The organism is Amycolatopsis bullii (assembly GCF_014654205.1).
GTDB lineage: Bacteria > Actinomycetota > Actinomycetes > Mycobacteriales > Pseudonocardiaceae > Amycolatopsis > Amycolatopsis plumensis.
This window is the reverse complement of record NZ_BNAW01000081.1, coordinates 1-20,209: the sequence shown is the minus strand read 5'-3', so window position 1 is coordinate 20,209 and position 20,209 is coordinate 1. Positions and strand designations below refer to the sequence as shown.

The following is a 20,209-nucleotide window of genomic DNA, read 5'->3' as shown; positions in this document are numbered from 1 at the left end:
CCCCCCCTTTCCTGGCCCCGATGCCGCAGGGTGTCCTGCCGGTGCCGCCGCCCGCTCCGGCGGCCCCGCCCGCGCCGCCGCGCCGGGACGAACCCGCCCGCCCGCCCGTCAACGGCGGCGGGAGCGGTGGCCAGCAGCAGTGGCCGATCGGGCCGCTGGCCGGCGAGCCGCCGCTGACGCTGTTCCGCGGCAAGGAGCTGCGCGAGCTGCCCGCGGGCAGCGAGCTGGACCGCTTCGGCGGCCCGAACGGCAACCTGACGTACGCGGCGGGCACGCCGTTCGCCGAGCGGTCACTGGTGCCCGAGTGGGTGAACCGGCCGTACCACGTCTACCGCGTGCAGCGGCCGCTGGAGACGCTGGCCGGCGTCGCGATCCCGTGGTTCAACCAGCCGGGCGGCGGATCGGCGTACCTGCTGCCGGCGTCGATCGAGGAGCTGCTGGCCGAGGGTGACCTGATCGAGCTCGACCCGGGCGAACCCCCGATCGACTGAAGACGCTCGAAGGCCCCGGCAGCGCGCTGCCGGGGCCTTCGTCGTTTCAGCGGATGACCAGCCCGTGCGCGGCGGCGAAGGCGATGGCGGTTTCGACGTCGACCTCCGCGCCCCGCAAGTCGGCCTGGACCAGGGCGTTCGCGTCGAGACGCGCGCCGCGCAGATCGGCGCCCTCGAACTTCGCGCCCTGCAGACGGGCACCGGTCAGGTCACTGCCGCGCAGATCGGCGCCGGTGAGGTCGGCTTCCATCAGGTTGGCTTCCCGCAGCCGCAGGCCCGATAGCCCGAGCCGGCGCAGCCGCGCCTTGGCCAGCGACGCGAGGGACAGGTCGCACTCGGTGAGCGCGATCCCGCCGAACCCGCTCTCGTCGAACGACGAGCCCAGCAGCGAGCACGCCGTCCAGCGGGACTCGGCGAGGACCGTCCGGTCGAAGGTGCACGAGCGGAACGCCGACGCGTCGTGCCGGGAACGGGACAGATCGGCCCGGGTGAACACGCAGTCGTCGAAGGTGCAGCCGCGCGTCCGCAGCCCGCTCAGGTCCGCGCCGGTGAAGTCGCAGCCGGTGAACCGCCGCTTTTCCCACCACTGCCCCGACAACACCGCTTCGCGGTAGTCCTCCCCGGTCTCCAGCACGGCCCCAGGTTGCCATACCCCCGCCTTCGGCCTCGCACCTGCAGGTCCTCCAGCGGCGCTGCACGACGAGGCGCCCAGCACGGAAGCTCGGGCACGCGGACCTCCTGACCGCTGCATACTGGGTTCCATGGGAACTCCGCTGCGGCCGGTGGCGGCGCGGTCGGTGTACCGCGAAGTCGCGCCGCCGCCCGCGCTCGCGGACGTCCTCGCCTGCGGCTGGCACGGGCGGACCGGCTGGGCGCGGCCGCTGCGCGTGCTGCCCGACGGCTGCGCGGACCTCGTCTGGGACGGTGCCGCCCTGACCGTGGTCGTCACCGTCGGGGCTCCGCTGCGGCTGTGGGTCCCGGCGTCGTCGTCGCGCGTCGGCGTCCGGTTGCGGTGCGGTGCCGCGGCCGCCGTGCTGCGGACCGCCATCCCCGAGCTGCCCGCCGTGACCCACTTGAGCGATCTTTGGGGTGCGGACGCCCGCCGTGCCGAAGAAATGCTGGCCGCGTCGGAAGATGCCCGGGTGCAGCGCGGGGTTCTCGAAGGGCTCGTCGCCCGGCGCGGCGGGACGCCGGACCGTCGGGTGCTGGCTGCTGTCCGCGCTCTCGGCACCGCCACGCGGACGTCCGATGTCGCCGTCGGGGTCAGCGAACGCGCGTTGCGGCGCCACTTCGTCCACGCCGTCGGCGCCGGGCCGAAGCAGCTGCACCGCGTCCGGCGGTTCCAGCGGTTCCTGCGCCGGCTCGACGCGCTCGCCGAGCGCCGGACGTCGCTGGCTCGGGTCGCCGCCGATCTCGGGTACGCCGACCAGTCCCACCTCGGCCGCGAGTGCCGCCGGCTTTCGGGTTCTTCCCCCGCCGCGCTGGTGCGCGTGGCCGAAAAGTTCCAGACGGCACCCGGGGGCCGCCGCCACGATCGCGGGCATGACCTTCCACGTCACGATCCCGGTGCGCTGTGACGACATCGACTCGAACGGCCACGTCCGCGGCCCGGCCTACCTCGCCTACGCCGACCACGCGCGCTGGGCGTGCGTGCAGGCCGCGGGGATCGAACCGGCGAAGCTGACCACGCGGCGGATCGGCCCGGTCAACCTGGAGACGACTCTGCGCTTCCACCGCGAACTGCCACCGTACGGCGAAGTCGACGTCAGCTGCGATTTCCATTGGGGCACCGGCAAAACCTCGCGCGTGACGCAGGAGTTCCACGCGCCGGACGGCACGCTGGTCGCCGAAGTCGCGAGCGTGTCCGGTCTGCTCGACCTGGACCGACGGCGGCTGCTGCCCGACCCCGGCGCGTACTGGCGGCAGCTGGCCGCGCGGCCCGAGCTCCTCGGCTTGGGCCCGAAAACCGGATGAGGTTCCCGCAGTCGATCACTACCGTGACCCCATGCCCGACGAGCACTTCGCCGACGCCGGCCTCGCCTCGCTGTACGACGCCTTGAACCCGCGGGAAAGCGGCGGCGACCACTCGTTCTACCTGCCGATGATCATGGCCGCGGAGTCCGTGCTGGACGTCGGCTGCGGCACCGGTTCCCTGCTGCACTGGGCGCGCGAGTCCGGCCACCGCGGACGGCTCGTCGGGCTCGACCCCGCCGAGGGCATGCTCGTCCAGGCCCGCCGCCGGGACGACATCGAGTGGGTGCACGGCGATTTGTCGACCGCGTCCTGGGACGGCGAGTTCGACTTCGCCGTGATGACCGGGCACGCGTTCCAGGTGCTGCTGACCGACGACGAACTGCGGACGGCGTTCTCGGCCGTTCGCCGCGCGTTGCGTCCCGGCGGCCGGTTCGGCTTCGAGACGCGCAACCCGGCCGCCCGCGCCTGGGAGCGCTGGACGCCTTCGAACGTCTGGGCAGCCGGGAACGTCCGCTCGTGGAACGACGCCGGGCCGTTCGAGCACGGCTTGGTCAGCTTCACGACCACCTACGAGAGCCCGGACTGGGACGCGCCGAGGTTCAGTGAGAGCACGTTGCGCTTCCTCGACGTGACAACGCTTTCGCTGTTCATCGAGGAAGCCGGGCTGGTCGTCGACGAGCAGTATGGCTACTGGGACCGCTCGCCGGTGACCGACACGAGCCCCGAGATCATCACGATCGTCCGGCGTCCCCTCACCGGAAGTCCCGCGACTTCGCCTTGATGCGCATCGGCAGCGGCTCGACGCGGTGGGCGAGGACGCTGACCACGCCGTCGGCCTTCTCCACCACCCCGCGGATCAGCAGCGCCGGGCTGCTGCGCGCGACGCGGTGGTAGCGCTGCCAGAGGCCGAGCGTGCAGATCACGTTGACCATCCCCGTTTCGTCCTCGATGTTGAGGAAGGTGACGCCGGCGGCGGTGGCCGGGCGCTGCCGGTGGGTGACCGCGCCGCCGATCAGCACGCGAGCGCCGTCGTCGAGGTCCGCCAGCCCGCTCGCCGGGACGACGCCGAGCTCGTCGAGGCGGTCGCGGATGAACTCGGTCGGGTAGCTGTCCGGCGACACCCCGGTGGCCCAGACGTCCGCCGCCGCGACGTCGAGCCCGTCCATTCCCGGCAGCACCGGAGCCGAGGCGCCGACCAGGCCGGGCAGCCGGTCCGGGCGTTCGCCGGCGACGGCGCCCGCGGTCCACAGCGCCTGACGCCGATCCCCGCCAAAGCCGGCGAACGCACCCGCCGTGGCCAGCGCCTCGATCTGCGGCGTGGTCAGCCGGACGCGGCGGGCGACGTCGGCCATGTCGCGGTACTCGCCGTTTTCCACCCGCTCGGCGACGATCCGCTTCGCCAGGTCCTCGCCGATCTTGCGCACGGTGCTCAGCCCGGTGCGCACGTCGTGGAACTTCCCGGCGCCCGCCTCCAGGGTGGCGTGCGGCAGGCTGCGGTTGATGTCCGGGCCGTGCACGGTGACGCCGTGGCGCCGCGCGTCGGCGACCAGGGACTGCGGTGAATAGAACCCCATCGGCTGCGCGCGCAGCAGGCCCGCCAGGAACGCGTCCGGGTGGTAGAACTTGAAGTAGGCACTGGAAAAGACCAGGTGGGCGAAGCTCAGCGCGTGGCTTTCCGGGAAGCCGAAGTTCGCGAAGGCCTTGAGTTTCAGGAAGATCTTCTGCGCGAGCTCGTCGTCGACACCGTTCGCCGCGGCGCCCTCGAGGAACCGCTGCCGCAGCCGGTCCATCTTCCGGTCCGACCGCTTCGAGCCCATTGCGTGGCGCAGCTGGTCGGCCTCGGCCGCGGTGAAGTTCGCGACGTCGAGCGCGATCTGCATCATCTGTTCCTGGAACAGCGGCACGCCTTTGGTCTTGTGCAGGGCCTTCTCGAGCAGCGGGTGGTCGTAGCTCCACTCCTCGCGGCCCTGCTTGCGGCGGATGTACGGGTGCACCGAGCCGCCCTGGATCGGGCCCGGCCGGATGAGGGCGACCTCGACGGCGAGGTCGTAGAACTCGCGGGGCTGCAGCCGGGGCAGCGTCGCCAGCTGGGCGCGGCTCTCCACCTGGAAGACGCCGATCGCGTCGGCGCGGCACAGCATGTCGTAGATCTTTTCGTCGGCCAGGTCGAGCTCGGCGAGGTCGACCTTCTCGCCCTTGTACTCCTCGACCAGGTCGATCATGTAGTGCAGCGCGGACAGCATGCCCAGGCCGAGCAGGTCGAACTTGACCAGCCCGGCGGCGGCGCAGTCTTCCTTTTCCCACTGGATCACGCTGCGGTCGGCCATCCGCGCCCATTCGACCGGAACGACCTGGCTCACCGGCTCGGCGCACATGACCATCCCGCCGGAGTGGATGCCCAGGTGCCGCGGGAAGTCCTCGAGGGCGAAGGCGAGCTGCAGGACCTCGTCCGGGATGTCGTGGTCGTGGTCCTTTTCGGTGTGCTGCAGGGAACCCCAGCGGTCGATCTGCTTGCTCCAGGCGTCCTGCTGGCCCGGCGAGTAGCCCAGGGCGCGGGCGGCGTCGCGGACGGCGGACCGGGCGCGGTAGGTGATCACGTTCGCGACCTGGGCGGTTCTGAGCCGGCCGTGTTTACGGAAGACGTACTGGATGGCCTCCTCGCGGCGGTCGGACTCGATGTCGAGGTCGATGTCGGGGTAGCCGTCGCGGTCCGGGGCGAGGAAGCGCTCGAAGAGCAGCTCGTAGGCGACGGAGTCGACCTTGGTGATGCCGAGCGCGTAGCAGACGGCCGAGTTCGCCGCCGAGCCGCGGCCCTGGCACAGGATGTCGTGGTCGCGGCAGAACCGGACGATGTCCCAGACGATGAGGAAATAGCCGGGGAAGCCGAGCTCTTCGATGATGGCGAGTTCGTGCTCGATCTGTTCGTTCGCCTTTTCCGCGTGCGGCTTGCCTTCGAAGCGCTCCTTCGCGCCTTCTTCGGTCAGTTTCCGCAGATAGGTCGTTTCGGTGTAGCCCTCGGGGACGTCGAAGGGCGGCAGCTCGGGGGCGATCAGCTTCAGCGGGAACGCGCATTCCATGCCCAGTAGGGCGGCGCGGCGGACGGCGCCGGGGTAGCGCCGGAACAGGACGTCCATTTCGGCCCCGCTGCACAGGAAGGCCGTGCCGGCGGCGGGCAGCCAGCCTTCGAGTTCGTCGATGCCCCTCCGGGCCCGGATCGCGGCGAGGGCGTCCGCGAGCGGAGCGCGTTCAGGCCGCGCGTAGTGGGCGGCGGTGGTGGCGACGGTCGGGAGCTTCAGTTCGTCCGCGAGCTGCGTCAGGAGGTCGTTGTGGGTGCTGTCGAGCGGCTGGCGGTGGTCGGTGAGCTCGACGTACACGTTGTCGCGGCCGAAGCGGTCGATGAGGATTTCGAGCTGCTCCGCGGCGGCCGCCGGGCCGTGCGCGACGAGGGCCGAGCGCACCGCGCCTTTGCGGCAGCCCGTCAGCACCACGCACTGCCCGGCGACCTCCTCGGCGACCGCACCGAGGTCGTAGATCGGGCGTCCCTTTTCCGCCCGGTGGTGGATCTGGCCGGCGGTGATGGCGCGGCAGAGGGCGCGGTAGCCCTGGTCGCCGCGGGCGAGCAGGAGGAGGTGCTCGCCTTCGGGATCGGGAACGCCGTTCTGCGGGCCTTGGAGGCCGAAGCTGAGTTCGGTGCCGAAGACGGTGTCTACGCCGAGTTCCCTCGCGGCCTCGGCGAAGCGCACGACGCCGTACATGCCGTCGTGATCGGTGAGGGCGATGGCGTCGAGTTCGAGGCGCGCGGCCTCTTCGACGAGTTCTTCGGGGTGGCTGGCCCCGTCGAGGAAGCTGAAGTTGGAGTGGCAGTGCAGTTCGGCGTAGGGGACGCGGACGGTCTCGGCGCCATCGTCGTTGCGGCGGGCGGGGAGGTCGCCGGGTCTTTGGTAGCTCTCGCGGCGACGTCCCCAGGCGGGGCTGTCGCCGTGATCGCCGGGAGGGACCCCGCCGGCGAGGGTGCGGGCGAGGTCCTTCCAGCGGACGGGTGGGTTGTTCCAGCCCATTCAGCGGCTCCCGGGCTGATCGCGCCGGCGGTCTTCGGCGGCGGCTCGGCGGCGACGGTGCCAGTTGGTGGGGTGGTTCCAGCGTGATCGGGCTTCGGCTTCGGTCATGGGGGACGGGGTCTCGGTGGAATGGTTTGCGGGGAGGGCCTCGGTTTCGGTGGTCGGGCTCGGGCCGGGGGCCTGCGCGCGGCGATCCGCGTTTGTCGGGTGGTTCCAGCGGCTGCGCGCCTCGGCGTCGGTCATGGGGTTCGCGTTCGCCGGGTGAGCCGAGCGCGAGCGAGCCTCGGCATCGCTCGTGGGATCCGAGGTCTGCGCGCGGTGGCCCGCGTTCGTCGGGTGGCTCCAGCGGCTACGCGCCTCGGCATCGCTCATCCGGTCCGCGTTCGCCGGACGTTCCCACCGCACGCGGACCTCGACCCCGCTCATGCGGCAGCCGTTCTCCCGGGACGAGCGCGGGACCGGGAGCGCGATCACCGGGCAGACCCAGTCGTCGTCGGCGGGTGTCTGCGGGAGCTGCCCGCGGACCGTCCACCTGTCGGGCGTGTCCGCCTGCTCCTCCGATGCCGGCTCGGGAATCCCGCGCAGCCACTCGCGCTCCTCCGATGCCCCGCTGGGCGTGGCCCCGGGCTCGGCTCGCAGCCAGTTCCGCAGCTTCCGTGCGTAGTCCTCGTCCATGCTCAGTCGTACACTCCCTCGACCGTCCACACTGGATTTTCCGTGCCCGCGCAGTGCACCAGCACCGCTTCGGGCGGCTCGTCACCTTCGCCCGCCAGCACCAGCTGCAGCCGCGCCCGTCGGGGACCCGGGCGCCGGCGATCGCCCGTCAGGGGCCACGGGCCCGCCCAGCCCACGACCTCCCGCCCCGCGCCGCCCGCGATGGTGAGCCGCCGCGGGGGCGCCGTCAGCTGGTCGCGGGCCGTGATGCCGACGGCGCGGCCGCCGTCGTCGAAGACCTGCGCCGGGACCGGGCGGGCGAGGACCGTCGCCGGGGACGGGGACGGCAGCCGTCCCGGCCAGGGCGCGTCCAGGGGTGTCGTGCGCTCGCGCGGGTCGCCCCAGGGCACCAGCCGGACCCGGCCCGCGGGGTCGCGGCCGCCGTCGAGCACCGGAGTGAGCACGCCTTCGGGCCCGAGCAGGCCCTGGACCCGCACGAACGCGCGGGCCGCGCGCTCGTCGTCCTCGTCCGAGCCGCCGTTGCGCCACAGGTCGAGCTGCAGCGACCGCCCTTCGACGACCTCCTCGGGTTCCAGCCGCAGCCGCACGACGCCGGACGTCGGGCGCTCCCCGGGCGCGGCCCGCAGCCAGCCTTCGAATTGCCAGCGCACGCGATCGGCGACGCCGGCGGGCGTCAGCGGTTCGGCGCACCGCCACGCCCGGCCGAGGTGTTCGCCTTCTTCGGTGACGGCGTAAATGCCGAGCCGCGTGCACGCGAGGCCGTGCCTGGCGAGGCCCGCGCAGAACCGCGTCGCGAGCCCCTTGGCGAGGAACGCCGCGACGTCGACCCGCTCGACGACGGGGTCGAACTCCTCGGCCAGGGTCAGTTCGGGCGCCGGACGGCGGCGCAGCGGCGGCCGTTCGGAACGGCCGCGCGCCAGCCGGTGGGCGAGCAACCCGGCCGCACCGAAGCGGTTGGCGACGTCGCGTTCCGGCAGGGCGGCGAACGCGCCGAGCGTCTTCAGCCCGAGGCGTCGTAGCAGATCGACCAGCTCCGCGCGGTCGGCCCCGGGCTGATCGAGCTCGGTGACCGGAAGCGGCGCGAGGAAGTCGGCGGCCCGCCCGGGCGCGACGAACTCCCCACACCGCGCGGCGAGCGTCGCGGCGAAGAGCCCCTCGGAGACACCGACCTGGCACTCGACCCCGGCCGCGGCGGCGACCTCGTCGAGAAGCCGTTCGACGAGCGCGTGTTCGCCGCCGAAGTAGCCGGCGGCCCCGTCAACGGGAACGGCGACCAGGCCGGGCCGCACAACCTCGACCCCGACGACAAGCCCTTCGACAGCCCGCGCGACGGCTTCGAACAGCCGCGCATCCCGCCCGTCATCGGCGGGGAAGACGGCGAGTTCCGGACAGTTCGATTGGGCGTCCCGCCGCCGCATCCCCCGTCGCACGCCACTCCGCCGCGCGACGGCGTTGCAGGCGACGACCCGGTTGCTGTGGAAGACCCCAACGGGCAGGTCGGCGGCAACCCCACCGACGGCTGCGGCGGCGACGGCGGGCCAGTCGGGGCACCACAGGACGAGCATGCGGGCGGGAGCGTCGGAGCCGCTGCGCTGGGCGGGGACGGTCATGCGGCCTCCCGGCACCGACCGCCACCCCGGCGGGGGTGGAGGTGATGCAGTGGCCGGCTCCCGTGCCTGCTGGAGCGCCGGACGGGTCGGCTTCCGTGGTCAGACGGTTGATTCACGCATCCGGAGGGTCGGCTTGCGTACCTGGACGGTCGGCTTGCGTACCTGAAGGGTCGGTTTGCGTGACCAAGCCCCGAGCCCGCGTGATCCGGACCGGGTTTCGCGTGATTGGAGGCGTGACTCGCGTGAATGGGGAGCTGGGTGGGGCGGGTCATGCTGTTGCCTCGCGGAGGGTGGGGCCCGGGGTTGCCGGGGTAACCGAGCCGTCCGGAGCCGGGAGGTGGAGGTCGGCCGTGAGGGGGCGGGCGGCCGCGCCGCGGCCGTGGGCTCGGACCTGGACCCGCCGCCACTGGAGGTGGCCGTACCCCGAAGACGGGCCTGACCAAGGCGAACGGCGGCACGAAAGCTCCACATCGGCCCCGGGCCACGCCCCGGCCGACAACAGCACCGCACCGCGGTGACGAGCCCGGGCCGACAGCCGCCGCGCCACTGCGGGCTGGACCGTCTCCGGCTGGACCGCCACCAGGTCGACGCCGTCCAGCAAGGCCGCGATCACCGCCGGGGACTCCGGTCCCGGGTGAGGGACCAGGGCCAATCGGGCGACGTCGACGCCGTACTCGGCCGCCGCTGCGATGCCCAGGGAGGGCATGCCGACCGCCGCCGCCCAGGAACCCGCGCTCGTGGCCGCGGCGAGGAGGGCGAGCAGCAGCGAGGTGCCCCCGTGGACCGCCACCGTGCTCCCGCGCCGGAGCCCGGTGTCGGGCAGCAGCCCGGCCAGCGCCGGGACGACCGGGAGCACCCTTCCCGTCGCCCTGGCCCGCTCGGCCTGGGCCGCCACCCGGCTCGCCGTGGTGACCCCGGGCAGGGCCGCCAGCCGGGCCGCCGGCGGCTCCACCACAGCAGTCACCGCACGCACCTCCCCACCACGGACTAGGGCCGGCGGTCGGGCCTCTCCCAAAAACACGACCGACGGCACTGGTTCGCCGCGGGGAAGGCGGCGGTTCCACGTCGAACATCTGTTCGACGTGGACCAGTCAACCGCGAACCACCGGAGGTGTCAAGTCACCCACTGGTGGGGTACGCAGCCTGGAACGCCAGCCGCTCGTCAGCCCCGGCGGCAATCCGCTCGAGCTCGTCGTCGAGGGCCAGGAACGTCTCCCACGGCGCCCCTCCGAGCCGCGCGGCGACCCGCTGCTCCAGCTCCGGCAGCCGCTTCCCCTTCCACACCTTGTCCGCCAAGGTGACGAGCAGGTCCTCGAACGTGACGTCCGCGGCGTCCCAAGACCCGTGCGTCCGCGCGAACCGCGCCAAGGACTCGTCCACCCCCTGCGAAAGCAGCAACGAATACCCGGCGAGCTCGTGCGCCGACCCCGGCCCGGACAGCTCCTCGGGGTGCAGGATCTTCCCGATGTCGTGCGTGGCCGCGCCGAACAACACGGCCGGGACGTCCACCCGCGGCCCCACCCACCCGGTCAGCGTGACCGCGACGTCGTGCACCACCCGCAGGTGCGCGCCGAGCCGCGGCGGCGCCCCCAGCGTTTCCAGCAAGGTCCGGGCCCGGGGCGGCAGCGGAGCGAACCCGGGGGCGTCGAGAGCAGCACTCAGCACTCCCCCAAGGTAATGAAGTTGCCCGCACCGCGGCCGGTCACTAGACAGACGACGTGGAGCTCACCGACGCCTGCCCCGAAGACGCCCCGGAACTGCTGGTCCTCCAGCGGTGCTGCTGGGTCCAGGAGGCCGTCCTCAACGACACCCTCGCCATCCCCGCCCTGCACGAAACCCTCGAAGACGTGCGCGACTGGACCAAGACGTGGTCCGTGTGGGTGCTGCGGCAGGACCACCGGCTGGTCGGCGTCGTGCGCGCCCGCCTGGACGGGGACCGCTGGGAACTCGGCAGGCTGATGGTCGCGCCGGACCTCGCCGGACGCGGGCTGGGCCGTCGGCTGCTGGCCCACGCCGAAGCGCAGGCGCCCGCGGAAGCCCGCCGGTTCGCGCTCTTCACCGGCGCGCGCAGCGCCCGCAACATCGCGCTGTACCAGCGGGCCGGCTACCGGCTCACCGACGCAGCAGCGCCCGAAGGCCACATCGCCGGGGCGGTCTACCTGGAGAAGGACGTCACGCTGCGCGAAAAACCCGGTCCGGCCGCCTGACGCTGCGGCGTCGGCTAGATTCCCCGGTGGACTTCGGGGGTGACGATGACGGGACCGCGGAAACGGCCGATCCTGGCGGTCGCCGGCACGCTGGTGGCGGTGGGAGCGGTGGCCGCCGGCTGCGGAGTGCCCGGCGCCTCCGTCGCGGCCACGGCGCCGACGACCATCGGCGCCCAGTGGCGCTCGTTCCGCGCCGACGTCACCGGCATCCGCCCCGGTTCCGACGACCGCAGCCTCTTCGTCCAGGTCGCGCTGCCCGGCAAGGACCCCGGCTGCGTCCGCGAGCCGCGGATCGAGCAGGTCGTGGAGGCGAAGACCGACATCCGCGCCGACGTCGTCTACTCGACGCGCCCGGCGGCGGGCGGCTGCCAGGACAAGGTGCCCGCGGAACTGCGGCTGACGACGGCGGAGCCGATCGCGGACCGGACGGTCATCCTCAACGCCGACACCGGCAACGCCTGGCACCGGCTCGGCGCCGGCTGGGGCCACTGCGACCGCCAGGGCGCCTGCACCCCGCCCGCCGACCACTGCGATCCCGCGTGGATCGGCGCCGCGGTGTCCGCCGCCGGCGCCGAAAGCCCGGGCACGACCCGCGCGTGCGTGCCGGGCTGGCTGATCGTCGACCTCCTGAAGCACCACACCGAGCCGCCGTCCCGCACCGCTTTCCGGTGGAGCGACACGGGGTGGACGTCGTTCGCGCAGGCCGGGTCCGCCGGCTGCGCGGAGATCCTGGCGGCCGAGCCGAAGTTCCCGGTCGCGCTGTGCCGGGCGCTGCCCGCACCCGCTTAGCGCGCCAGCTTTTTGACGATCTCCGCGCCGACCTCCTGCACGGCGGCGTCGGTCTCCTCCTGCGGCATCGGCGAGTTCGAGAAGAACCCCTTGTCCCAGCCGGACACCTCGAGGATGACGACGGTCGTGCCCTTCAGGACGTGCAGCTCGGACCCGCTGAACGCGCTCTCGGTGGCGAGCCGGACCAGGACCGCCTTGTCGCCGATGCCGCGCACCTCCGTCGGCGGGATCGGCGGCGCCTTCGGCGTGAACAGGTCGTTCGCCTGCTCGCGGGCGCTCGCCCCGGAGTACCGGGTGATCCGGACGTGCATGGTGGCGTCGCGGACGTTCTCGTCCGGTCCCGGCTTCCAGCTGCAGCCCTGCTGCTTGATGCCCGGCAGGTCCTCGGTGCCCTGGCCGGCCAGGACGAAGCTCGGGAAACCCGCCTTCTCCAGCACCGGCGCCGGGACCTGGCACTCGGCGGGCACCGGCGACGACGACGGCGCCGCGCCGGTGCTCGCGTAGTAGTCACCCGCGAAGATGCCCAGCGGGATACCCGCACCGAGCAGCACGACGACGGCGCCGACGATGCCGAGGATCAGCCCGGTCCGCTTCTTCTTCGGCGGCGGCACCGGCGCGCCGTAGCCCGCCGGCGGGTACCCGGGCGGCGGGTAACCGGGCTGCTGCGGGTATCCCGGCGGCGGGTAGCCCGGCTGTTGCGGATATCCGGGCTGCGGCGGATAGCCCTGCTGCGGCGGGTACCCGGGCTGCTGCTGCGGATAGCCCGGGTACCCCTGCTGACCTTGGCCGTACGGCGGTTGCTGCATCGAGCCCTCCCTCTCGAAGCGCGGGTCAGTGACATCCGGGGCTTCGCCCCGGGGCCGGGGGCTCCGCCACCCGGAGCCCCCGAAAGCGGTCAGTGCGCGAAGTGACGCGTCCCCGTCAGGTACATGGTGACGCCGGCCTTTTCCGCGGCCGCGATGACCTCGGGGTCGTGGACCGAGCCGCCGGGCTGCACGATCGCGCGCACCCCCGCCTCGGTCAGCACCTCCAGGCCGTCCGGGAACGGGAAGAACGCGTCCGACGCGCCGACCGCGCCCTTGGCCCGGTCGCCCGCCCGCGAGACCGCCAGCCGCGACGAGTCGACGCGGTTGACCTGGCCCATGCCGACGCCGACGGTCGCGCCGCCGCTGGCCAGCAGGATGGCGTTCGACTTGACCGCGCGCAGCGAGCGCCACGCGAACTCGAGGTCGCCCAGGGTCTGCTCGTCGGCCGGGGCGCCGGTGGCGAGCTTCCAGTTGGCCGGGTCGTCGCCGTCGGCGTCGATCGCGTCGGCCGTCTGCAGCAGGACACCGCCGGAGATGGGCCGGAACTCGACCGGGAACGCCGGGGCCGCCGGCAGCTTGAGCAGGCGGATGTTCTTCTTGCGCTGCAGGATTTCCAGGGCCTCGGCGTCGAAGTCCGGGGCCAGCACGACCTCGGTGAAGACCTCGGCGATCTGCTCGGCGGCCTCGCGGCTGACCGGCCGGTTCGTCGCGATGACGCCGCCGTAGGCCGAAACCGGGTCGCACGCGTGCGCCTTGCGGTGCGCTTCGGCGACGTCGACGCCGATCGCGAGACCGCACGGGTTGGCGTGCTTGATGATCGCGACGGCCGGCTCGGCGAAGTCGTACGCGGCGCGGCGGGCGGCGTCGGTGTCGACGTAGTTGTTGTACGACATGGCCTTGCCGTGCAGCTGCTCGGCGTGCGCCAGGCCCGGGTTCTGGCTCTTGTACAGCGCGGCCTTCTGGTGCGGGTTCTCGCCGTAGCGCAGGACGTCGGCGCGTTCCCAGGTGGCGCCGAGGAAGTCCGGGAAGCCGGCGTCATCTGCGGGCGCGTACGCGCTGGCGAACCACGAAGCGACAGCCGTGTCGTACGCCGCCGTGTGCGCGTACGCCTGGGCCGCGAGGCGCTTGCGGTCCTCGAACTCGAAGCCGCCGTCGGCGACGCGCTCGAGCACCCAGCCGTAGCGGGCCGGGTCGACGACGACCGCGACGCTGCCGTGGTTCTTCGCCGCCGCGCGGACCATCGCCGGGCCGCCGATGTCGATGTTCTCGACGCAGTCCTCGAAGCTCGCGCCGGACGCGACGGTCTGCGCGAACGGGTACAGGTTCACCACGAGCAGGTCGAACGCCGCGATGTCCAGCTTCCGCAGCTGCTCGACGTGGTCGGGGTTGCCCTGGTCGGCCAGCAGCCCGGCGTGCACGCGCGGGTGCAGCGTCTTCACCCGGCCGTCCAGCGACTCCGGGAAGCCGGTGACCTGCTCGACCGGCGTGACCGGGACACCGGCGTCGGCGATGGCCTTCGCCGTCCCGCCGGTGGAGACGATCTCGACGCCGGCCGCGTGCAGGCCGGTCGCGAGGTCCAGGAGGCCCGCCTTGTCCGAGACGCCGATCAGCGCCCGGCGGACCGGGCGCCGTCCCAGGTCAGTGCTCACGAAATGTCACCTTTCGTCCGTCCACGGTGCAGCCACCGCGGCCGAGTCGCTCGATCGTTTCCACCAGCAGCCTGCGTTCGACGGCCTTGATCCGTTCGTGCAGGACGTTTTCGTCGTCGTCGCTCTCCACGACGACCGCCTCCTGGGCGATGATCGGCCCGGTGTCGACCCCGGCGTCCGCGAAGTGCACGGTCGAGCCGGTGACCTTGACGCCGGCTTCGAGCGCGTCGCGGACCGCGTGCATCCCGGGGAAGGACGGGAGCAGCGCCGGATGCGTGTTGATCACCGTGAAGCGGCCGAGGAACTGCTCGCCGAGGATCTTCATGAACCCGGCCGAGACGACCAGGTCGGGCCGGTACGCCGCGACCGCCTCGGCCAGCGCCTTGTCCCACGCGGCGCGGTCGGGGTGGTCGGCGACGCGGACGGTGAACGACGGGATGCTCAGGCGCTCGGCGCGGGCGAGGGCTTCGATGCCGGTGCGGTCGGCGCCGACGGCGACGACCTTGGCCGGGAACCCGGACCGCCCGGTGGCGTCCAGCACCGCCTGCAGGAGGGTGCCGGAGCCCGACGCGAGCACGACGAGCTTCACCGGGGTGGGCAGCTCCAACCGTTGAGACAGAGCGGGCTCCTTGCCGCGGGCGGTGCGCAGCCGGGCGCACGGCGCTTCACCAGGTCACGTAAACCCTAACGGTCGCCGTCGTCCGGCTCGACGTCGCCGCAGGTCTCGGTGCCTCCGGTCACAGCTCCGTCCGGTTCCGGGCCTTCTTCGAGGGGTTCTGCGAGGCCGAGTTCGGCGTCGGCCTCGGCTTCGAACGCCGCGTTCTCGGCGGCGATCTCCTCGTCCTCTTCGGACGACTCTCCGGCGGCTTCGAGCTCCTCGACGGCTTCGGCCGCTTCTTCGGGGTCGACGTCCTCGGCGTCCTGGAAGGCTTCGTTGTCTTCGAGCGCTTCGGGCGGCGGAGCAGGTGGCTCGTGCTCGCCCGCGAAGAACGCGACGAACGAGCCCGGGATGACGATCCAGCAGAACGCGACGACCGAGGCGACGCCGACGGGGACGCTCACCGGGTCGAACGGGCCGTCGCCGAGCCGCCCGCCGGAGAGGGTGCCCAACACGACGCAGCCGAGCGCGACGACGGCACCGGCGACGGCGACCGCGCGGATGCGCTGCGCCGGATCGGCGTCCACCTTGCGCAGCGACCAGCCGGCCAGCACGCCGGCCGCCGCGGGCAGCACCAGCAGCGCCGGCCACCAGGCCGCGTGGTGTTCGGGAAGGCCGCCCAGCAGCGGGACAGCGGGCACGGGGCCGCCGTGGTAGCCGAACATGCCGACGCTGAGCGGCCCGATCGAGAACCCGGGGCCGGTGATGAAGGACAGCGCGGCCGTCACGGCGTTCGGCAGGTACAGCAGCGAGAGCAGGAAGAGCCCGGAACTGGTGCCGAGACCGGGCTCGTAGGTGTCGGTCACCGTCGCCCACGACACCGCGGTGGCGACGGTGAACACGGCCGCACCGCAGGCCACCAGCACCGCCAGGCTCATCGCCCCGACGCGCAGCCCGCGCAGCGCGAGCGGGTCGAAGCGCTCCGCGACGGCGTCCGGCAGCCCGCACGACCGGATGACGCCGGCGGTGGCCGCCGCGGCGGCGAGCAGGCCGGGGACGACGAAGGCGGTCACCGGGTTCGCCGTCACCGCCGAGCCGTGCGCCCGGAGCGCGACGGCGAGCCCGAACACCGCGTGCGCACCGGTGATCGTGATCAGCACCGGCCGGGCTTCGCGGAACGACCGGCAGCCGAGGCGGCGGGCGGCGCCGGACGCCGTCCGCGCGGCGAGCGCGACCGCGCCCAGCGTCGGCAGCAGCGGCAGCATCCCGAGCGGGTGGCCGCCGATGCCGAGGCGCACCTGGTGCGCGGCGAGCCAGCCGGGGCCGGCGGCCAGGAGCACCCCGGTGTCGGAGAAGGCGGCGCGGCCCGCGGTGAGGGCGGCCAGAACCAGCACGGTCGCCACGGCGGTGTAGCCGGTGACCAGCGGACCGAGGGCGGCCGCCGTCAGCACCCGCACCCGGGACGTCCGGACGGGTTCGGCTTCGCCCACCTCGTCACCCGGCGGGTGGGGTTCTTCGGTGAGCACGTCCATGATCCGCACCCTGACATCCGGACTGCTCCGTCCGGGTGAGCCACGCCGCCGCCGGACGCGGGAGCTCACCCGGTCGGGTCGCCCCGGACGCGAAACACCCGCTGTGACACGGCGCGTCACAGCGGGTGTTCGAAGGGGAGGTGCGTCAGTTCGACTTGCCGAAGCCACCGGGCGGCGTGCCCGGGTTCTCCGGCGGCGGCTGCTGGAAGAACTGGCCCTGCTGGGGCGCGTACGTCGTGGCCTGCTGGCCCGGCGGCGGGGTGGTCGACGGCGGGTTCGGCGAGCCGTACTGGCCCGGCTGCGAGAACGGCGCCGACGGCTCACCGGGAGCGACCGGCCCGTGCCCCGGCTGGCCGAACTGCTGGCCCTGCTGCCCCTGCTGGCCGTACTGCTGCTGGCCCGGCTGGCCGTACTGGCCGCTGTAGGACGGCGTGGCCGGCTTGGGCGACGGCGGCTTGATGACGTCGTGCGCGATCAGCAGCGCGCCGACCGCGGCGAGCATCTGCAGGATCCCCAGGATCAGGATGACGGTGACGATGCCGGGCGAGGTCTGCATCCCGACCAGGGTGTCGAGCACCTCGAGCGCGCCGAGGACGCTGAACAGGGCCGCGAACGGCAGCGTCTTCGGGCCCTTGGGCAGCGCGGTCATCGCGGCGAGCAGGCCACCACCCAGCAGGAACGTCCCGCCGAGGCCGACTTCGCCGTTGTCGGAGAAGCCGAGGAAGTACTGCACGAGGCCGAGGCCGGCGACGACCAGGGCGAGCAGCAGCGGCAGGTTCTGCGGCAGGCCGGCCCCACCGGAGGACGCCTGGTGCGAATGCGGCTGCTGCTGCGACGGGAAGCTGCTGGACGGCGGTCCGGGGGGCTGCTGGCCGCCACCCTGCTGGGGGTAGCCGGGCCCACCGCTGGGGAAGGTCATCGGATGCACTCCTGTCGGTTCGACCGGCACTCCGGGCGCACGGGCGCCCGGAAGAAGACGAGGCGGCTGGTGTGCGCAGAACGCTAGCGCACTCCGCGGCCGCCAGCCCACCAGACGTGTGAATACCTCGCCCGGTTTCATGCCGAAACGAGAAAGGCCGGGCACCCGTTGGGGTGCCCGGCCCGACCAGGAGTTACTTCCCGACCTCAGCCGAGGTTGTTGTACAGCTCACGCGCGAGGACGGCGGTCTCGCTCGGCGTCTTGCCGACCTTGACGCCGGCGGCCTCGAGGGCCTCCTTCTTCGCGGCGGCCGTGCCGGAGGAGCCCGACACGATGGCGCCGGCGTGGCCCATGGTCTTGCCCTCGGGCGCGGTGAAGCCCGCGACGTAACCGACGACCGGCTTCGTCACGTTCTCCTTGATGTAGGCCGCGGCGCGCTCTTCGGCGTCGCCGCCGATCTCGCCGATCATCACGATGACCTTGGTCTCGGGGTCGGCCTCGAACGCCTCGAGGGCGTCGATGTGCGTGGTGCCGATGATCGGGTCACCGCCGATGCCGACCGCGGTCGAGAAACCGATGTCCCGCAGCTCGTACATCATCTGGTAAGTCAGCGTGCCGGACTTCGACACGAGGCCGATGGAGCCGGGGCCGGTGATGTCGGCCGGGATGATGCCGGCGTTCGACTTGCCCGGGCTGATCACGCCGGGGCAGTTCGGGCCGATGATGCGGGTCTTGTTGCCCTTGGCGACGGCGTGGGCCCAGAAGTAGGCCGAGTCGTGCACCGGGATGCCCTCGGTGATCACCACGGCGAGCGGGATCTCGGCGTCGATCGCCTCGATGACCGCGTCCTTGGCGAACTTCGGCGGCACGAAGATGACCGACACGTCGGCGCCGGTCTCCTTGATCGCCTCTTCGACGGTGCCGAAGACCTTGAGGTCCTTGCCCTCGATGGTGACGGTCTGGCCGGCCTTGCGGGCGTTGACGCCGCCCACGATGTTCGTGCCGGACTTCAGCATCTTGGTGGCGTGCTTCATGCCCTCGGAGCCGGTGAGCCCCTGGACGATGACCTTGCTGTTCTCGTTCAGGAAGATCGACATCTCACGCACCTGCCGCGGCGAGCTCGGCAGCCTTGTCGGCCGCGTTGTCCATTGTGTCCACCACGGTGACCAGCGGGTGGTTCGCGTCGGCCAGGATCTGGCGACCCTCGACGACGTTGTTGCCGTCCAGGCGGACGACCAGCGGCTTGGTGGCCTCGTCGCCCAGGATCTTCAGGGCCTCGACGATGCCGTTCGCCACCGCGTCGCAGGCGGTGATGCCGCCGAAGACGTTGACGAAGACGCTCTTCACGTCGGTGTCGTTGAGGATGACGTCCAGCCCGGCCGCCATGACCTCCGCCGACGCGCCGCCGCCGATGTCGAGGAAGTTCGCCGGCTTCACGCCGCCGTGCTTCTCGCCCGCGTACGCCACGACGTCCAAAGTGGACATGACCAGGCCCGCGCCGTTGCCGATGATGCCGACCTGGCCGTCGAGCTTGACGTAGTTGAGGTTCTTGGCCTTGGCCTTCGCCTCGAGGGGGTTTTCCGCGTCCTTGTCCACCAGGGCCTCGTGGCCCGGCTGGCGGAAGTCCGCGTTCTCGTCGAGGGTGACCTTGCCGTCGAGGGCGATGATCTTGTCCTGCGGGTCGCGGACCAGCGGGTTGACCTCGACCAGGGTGGCGTCCTCGGAGACGAAGGTCTCCCAGAGCTTCACCACGACGTCGGCGGCTTCGTCGATGATGTCGGCCGGGAAGTGGCCGGCCTTCAGGATCTCGAGCGCCTTCGCCTTGTCGACCCCGGCGATCGCGTCGACCGGGATCTTCGCGAGCGCTTCCGGGCGCTCGACCGCGAGCTGCTCGATCTCCATGCCGCCCTCGGAGGACGCCATCGCCAGGAACGTGCGGTTCGCGCGGTCCAGCAGGAAGGAGAAGTAGTACTCGGACGCGATGTCCGAGGCTTCGGCCACGAGCACGCGGCGCGTGATGTGGCCCTTGATGTCGAGGCCGAGGATGGCTTCCGCCTTCTCCTTCGCCTCGTCCGGCGTCTGGGCCAGCTTGACGCCGCCCGCCTTGCCACGGCCGCCGACCTTCACCTGCGCCTTGACGACGACCTGGTTGCCGATCTGCTCCGCGGCGGTCTTGGCTTCTTCGGGGGTGCTAGCCACCGAGCCCGGCAGAACCGGTACTCCGTGGGCGGCGAAGAGATCCCTCGCCTGGTACTCGTAGAGGTCCACTACTCCAGTCTCCTGACGACACGCCACTGTGGTGGTCCGCATGACCGGACCGCGCTGTCGGACCAGTCGAGGTTAGCGACCTGCGCAGACGCAGGGGACTCCGCACCTGGTGAAGTCGGTCACCGTGCGCGGTCAGACGGTGCTTCACCGGTGTGAGACCGCCCACCGGCGAGCCGTTTCACCACTTCCGGGGCCGTCGCGGCGGTGAAGACCGGGACGCCGCCGAGCGCGGCTTCGAGGTCTTCGGGCGGCGCGGCGCCGAGCACGCCGACCGCGTCCGGGTCCTCCTGCTCGGCGGTGCTCCGGAGCTGTTCGAGCGTGTCCAGCCGACCGGCGTGGACGACCTCCACGCCGTCGTCACGCAGGACGCGGCCCAGCGCGACGGCGGCCGGATCGGGCTTCTCGAACTCCACGAGCAGCACCCGCAGTCGCTCACGGCGCACGGCGGGTCCCGGCAGCCGAGAGCCCGGCGGCGAGCAGCAACGCGGCCGTGGCGGCGAGCGCGACCCAGAACCCGGTGGCCGGGCTCGCGCCGCCCAGTGCGCCGCCGACGAGCGGCAGCTCCGCGGCGTGCAGCGCGGTGAGCAGGGCGGCGCCGGCGAGCAGACCGGCCGCCGGCTTCGGCCGGGAGCG

Annotated in this window: 20 protein-coding genes and 1 pseudogene; 6 read left to right on the top strand and 15 right to left on the bottom strand. The window is 72.6% G+C overall.

Annotated elements, in window-relative coordinates:
- Positions 1–491: TNT domain-containing protein (locus IE317_RS42780; RefSeq protein WP_191317071.1), on the top strand; the 491-nt coding region annotated here is incomplete at its 5' end.
- A gap of 46 nt (positions 492–537) precedes the next feature.
- Here IE317_RS42780 and IE317_RS42775 read toward each other — a convergent pair.
- Positions 538–1,125 (bottom strand): pentapeptide repeat-containing protein, encoded by a 588-nt coding sequence (locus tag IE317_RS42775; protein ID WP_191317070.1) that lies wholly within the window; start codon positions 1,123–1,125, stop codon positions 538–540.
- A gap of 127 nt (positions 1,126–1,252) precedes the next feature.
- Here IE317_RS42775 and IE317_RS42770 point away from each other — a divergent pair, with 127 nt between their 5' ends.
- Genes IE317_RS42770 through IE317_RS42760 form a run of 3 tightly spaced genes read left to right on the top strand, consistent with a single transcriptional unit; the run spans position 1,253 to position 3,246 of the window.
- Positions 1,253–2,068 (top strand): helix-turn-helix domain-containing protein, encoded by an 816-nt coding sequence (locus IE317_RS42770; RefSeq protein ID WP_191317069.1) that lies wholly within the window; start codon positions 1,253–1,255, stop codon positions 2,066–2,068.
- A complete protein-coding gene (locus IE317_RS42765; RefSeq protein WP_191317068.1) occupies positions 2,034–2,465 on the top strand; it encodes an acyl-CoA thioesterase in 432 nt (143 codons plus the stop codon). Before IE317_RS42770 ends, IE317_RS42765 begins: the two co-directional genes overlap by 35 nt.
- Before the next feature lie 31 nt (positions 2,466–2,496).
- Positions 2,497–3,246, top strand: a complete 750-nt coding sequence (locus IE317_RS42760) for a class I SAM-dependent methyltransferase (protein WP_191317067.1) — start codon at positions 2,497–2,499, stop codon at positions 3,244–3,246.
- Here the strand turns inward: IE317_RS42760 and IE317_RS42755 are convergent.
- From IE317_RS42755 to IE317_RS42735, 5 genes are all read right to left on the bottom strand, one after another.
- Positions 3,218–6,523, bottom strand: a complete 3,306-nt coding sequence (locus IE317_RS42755; protein ID WP_191317066.1) for an error-prone DNA polymerase — start codon at positions 6,521–6,523, stop codon at positions 3,218–3,220. The two genes, IE317_RS42760 and IE317_RS42755, sit on opposite strands and share 29 nt — an antisense overlap.
- Positions 6,524–7,198 carry a hypothetical protein gene (locus IE317_RS42750; protein WP_191317065.1) on the bottom strand — a complete coding sequence of 225 codons (675 nt, stop codon included), beginning with the start codon at positions 7,196–7,198 and terminating at the stop codon, positions 6,524–6,526. It abuts the gene before it with no gap.
- Positions 7,199–7,200: 2 nt separating this feature from the next.
- Entirely contained in the window at positions 7,201–8,808 is a 1,608-nt protein-coding gene (locus tag IE317_RS42745) for a DNA polymerase Y family protein (RefSeq protein WP_444859556.1), read from the bottom strand.
- Between the two features lie 268 nt (positions 8,809–9,076).
- On the bottom strand, positions 9,077–9,772 hold the full coding sequence (locus IE317_RS42740; protein ID WP_191317064.1) for a hypothetical protein: 696 nt from the start codon (positions 9,770–9,772) through the stop codon (positions 9,077–9,079).
- Positions 9,773–9,927: 155 nt separating this feature from the next.
- Positions 9,928–10,473 carry an HD domain-containing protein gene (locus tag IE317_RS42735; protein ID WP_229903220.1) on the bottom strand — a complete coding sequence of 182 codons (546 nt, stop codon included), beginning with the start codon at positions 10,471–10,473 and terminating at the stop codon, positions 9,928–9,930.
- 53 nt (positions 10,474–10,526) lie between these two features.
- Between IE317_RS42735 and IE317_RS42730 the strand changes: the two genes are divergently transcribed.
- Both IE317_RS42730 and IE317_RS42725 read left to right on the top strand, forming a co-directional pair.
- A complete protein-coding gene (locus tag IE317_RS42730; RefSeq protein ID WP_191317063.1) occupies positions 10,527–11,015 on the top strand; it encodes a GNAT family N-acetyltransferase in 489 nt (162 codons plus the stop codon).
- Positions 11,016–11,060: 45 nt separating this feature from the next.
- Positions 11,061–11,804, top strand: a complete 744-nt coding sequence (locus IE317_RS42725; RefSeq protein ID WP_191317072.1) for a hypothetical protein — start codon at positions 11,061–11,063, stop codon at positions 11,802–11,804.
- Here IE317_RS42725 and IE317_RS42720 read toward each other — a convergent pair.
- The 9 genes and pseudogenes from IE317_RS42720 to IE317_RS42680 form a co-directional block, all read right to left on the bottom strand.
- On the bottom strand, positions 11,801–12,610 hold the full coding sequence (locus IE317_RS42720; protein ID WP_191317062.1) for a hypothetical protein: 810 nt from the start codon (positions 12,608–12,610) through the stop codon (positions 11,801–11,803). The genes IE317_RS42725 and IE317_RS42720 overlap by 4 nt on opposite strands.
- An 89-nt stretch (positions 12,611–12,699) precedes the next feature.
- Positions 12,700–14,259 (bottom strand): bifunctional phosphoribosylaminoimidazolecarboxamide formyltransferase/IMP cyclohydrolase, encoded by a 1,560-nt coding sequence (gene purH / locus IE317_RS42715; RefSeq protein ID WP_191317061.1) that lies wholly within the window; start codon positions 14,257–14,259, stop codon positions 12,700–12,702.
- Positions 14,249–14,866, bottom strand: coding sequence for a phosphoribosylglycinamide formyltransferase (gene purN / locus IE317_RS42710; RefSeq protein WP_191317060.1), 618 nt, complete (start codon positions 14,864–14,866; stop codon positions 14,249–14,251). Before purN ends, purH begins: the two co-directional genes overlap by 11 nt.
- A 77-nt stretch (positions 14,867–14,943) precedes the next feature.
- Positions 14,944–16,398 (bottom strand): cell division protein PerM, encoded by a 1,455-nt coding sequence (locus IE317_RS42705; RefSeq protein ID WP_191317059.1) that lies wholly within the window; start codon positions 16,396–16,398, stop codon positions 14,944–14,946.
- A 136-nt stretch (positions 16,399–16,534) separates the two neighbouring features.
- Positions 16,535–17,308 (bottom strand): DUF5336 domain-containing protein, encoded by a 774-nt coding sequence (locus IE317_RS42700; RefSeq protein ID WP_191317058.1) that lies wholly within the window; start codon positions 17,306–17,308, stop codon positions 16,535–16,537.
- Between the two features lie 206 nt (positions 17,309–17,514).
- Positions 17,515–18,405, bottom strand: a complete 891-nt coding sequence (gene sucD, locus IE317_RS42695) for a succinate--CoA ligase subunit alpha (RefSeq protein ID WP_191317057.1) — start codon at positions 18,403–18,405, stop codon at positions 17,515–17,517.
- Between the two features lies 1 nt (position 18,406).
- Entirely contained in the window at positions 18,407–19,576 is a 1,170-nt protein-coding gene (gene sucC, locus IE317_RS42690) for an ADP-forming succinate--CoA ligase subunit beta (RefSeq protein ID WP_191317056.1), read from the bottom strand.
- 119 nt (positions 19,577–19,695) lie between these two features.
- The gene (locus IE317_RS42685; RefSeq protein ID WP_191317055.1) at positions 19,696–20,019 is read right to left on the bottom strand and encodes a hypothetical protein; all 324 of its coding nucleotides are present in this window, start codon (positions 20,017–20,019) and stop codon (positions 19,696–19,698) included.
- Positions 20,009–20,209 (bottom strand): annotated as a pseudogene (locus IE317_RS42680) (hypothetical protein); the annotation flags it as partial. The gene IE317_RS42685 and the pseudogene IE317_RS42680, both read right to left, overlap by 11 nt.

What these genes read in the sequence shown, in the direction of transcription:
- IE317_RS42770 (WP_191317069.1), top strand. Translation starts at nt 1,253, where the DNA reads ATGGGAACTCCGCTGCGGCCGGTGGCGGCGCGGTCGGTGTACCGCGAA.
- IE317_RS42765 (WP_191317068.1), top strand. Translation starts at nt 2,034, where the DNA reads ATGACCTTCCACGTCACGATCCCGGTGCGCTGTGACGACATCGACTCG.
- IE317_RS42760 (WP_191317067.1), top strand. Translation starts at nt 2,497, where the DNA reads ATGCCCGACGAGCACTTCGCCGACGCCGGCCTCGCCTCGCTGTACGAC.
- IE317_RS42755 (WP_191317066.1), bottom strand. Translation starts at nt 6,523, where the DNA reads ATGGGCTGGAACAACCCACCCGTCCGCTGGAAGGACCTCGCCCGCACC.
- IE317_RS42750 (WP_191317065.1), bottom strand. Translation starts at nt 7,198, where the DNA reads ATGGACGAGGACTACGCACGGAAGCTGCGGAACTGGCTGCGAGCCGAG.
- IE317_RS42745 (WP_444859556.1), bottom strand. Translation starts at nt 8,808, where the DNA reads ATGACCGTCCCCGCCCAGCGCAGCGGCTCCGACGCTCCCGCCCGCATG.
- IE317_RS42725 (WP_191317072.1), top strand. Translation starts at nt 11,061, where the DNA reads ATGACGGGACCGCGGAAACGGCCGATCCTGGCGGTCGCCGGCACGCTG.
- IE317_RS42720 (WP_191317062.1), bottom strand. Translation starts at nt 12,610, where the DNA reads ATGCAGCAACCGCCGTACGGCCAAGGTCAGCAGGGGTACCCGGGCTAT.
- IE317_RS42700 (WP_191317058.1), bottom strand. Translation starts at nt 17,308, where the DNA reads ATGACCTTCCCCAGCGGTGGGCCCGGCTACCCCCAGCAGGGTGGCGGC.
- sucD (WP_191317057.1), bottom strand. Translation starts at nt 18,405, where the DNA reads ATGTCGATCTTCCTGAACGAGAACAGCAAGGTCATCGTCCAGGGGCTC.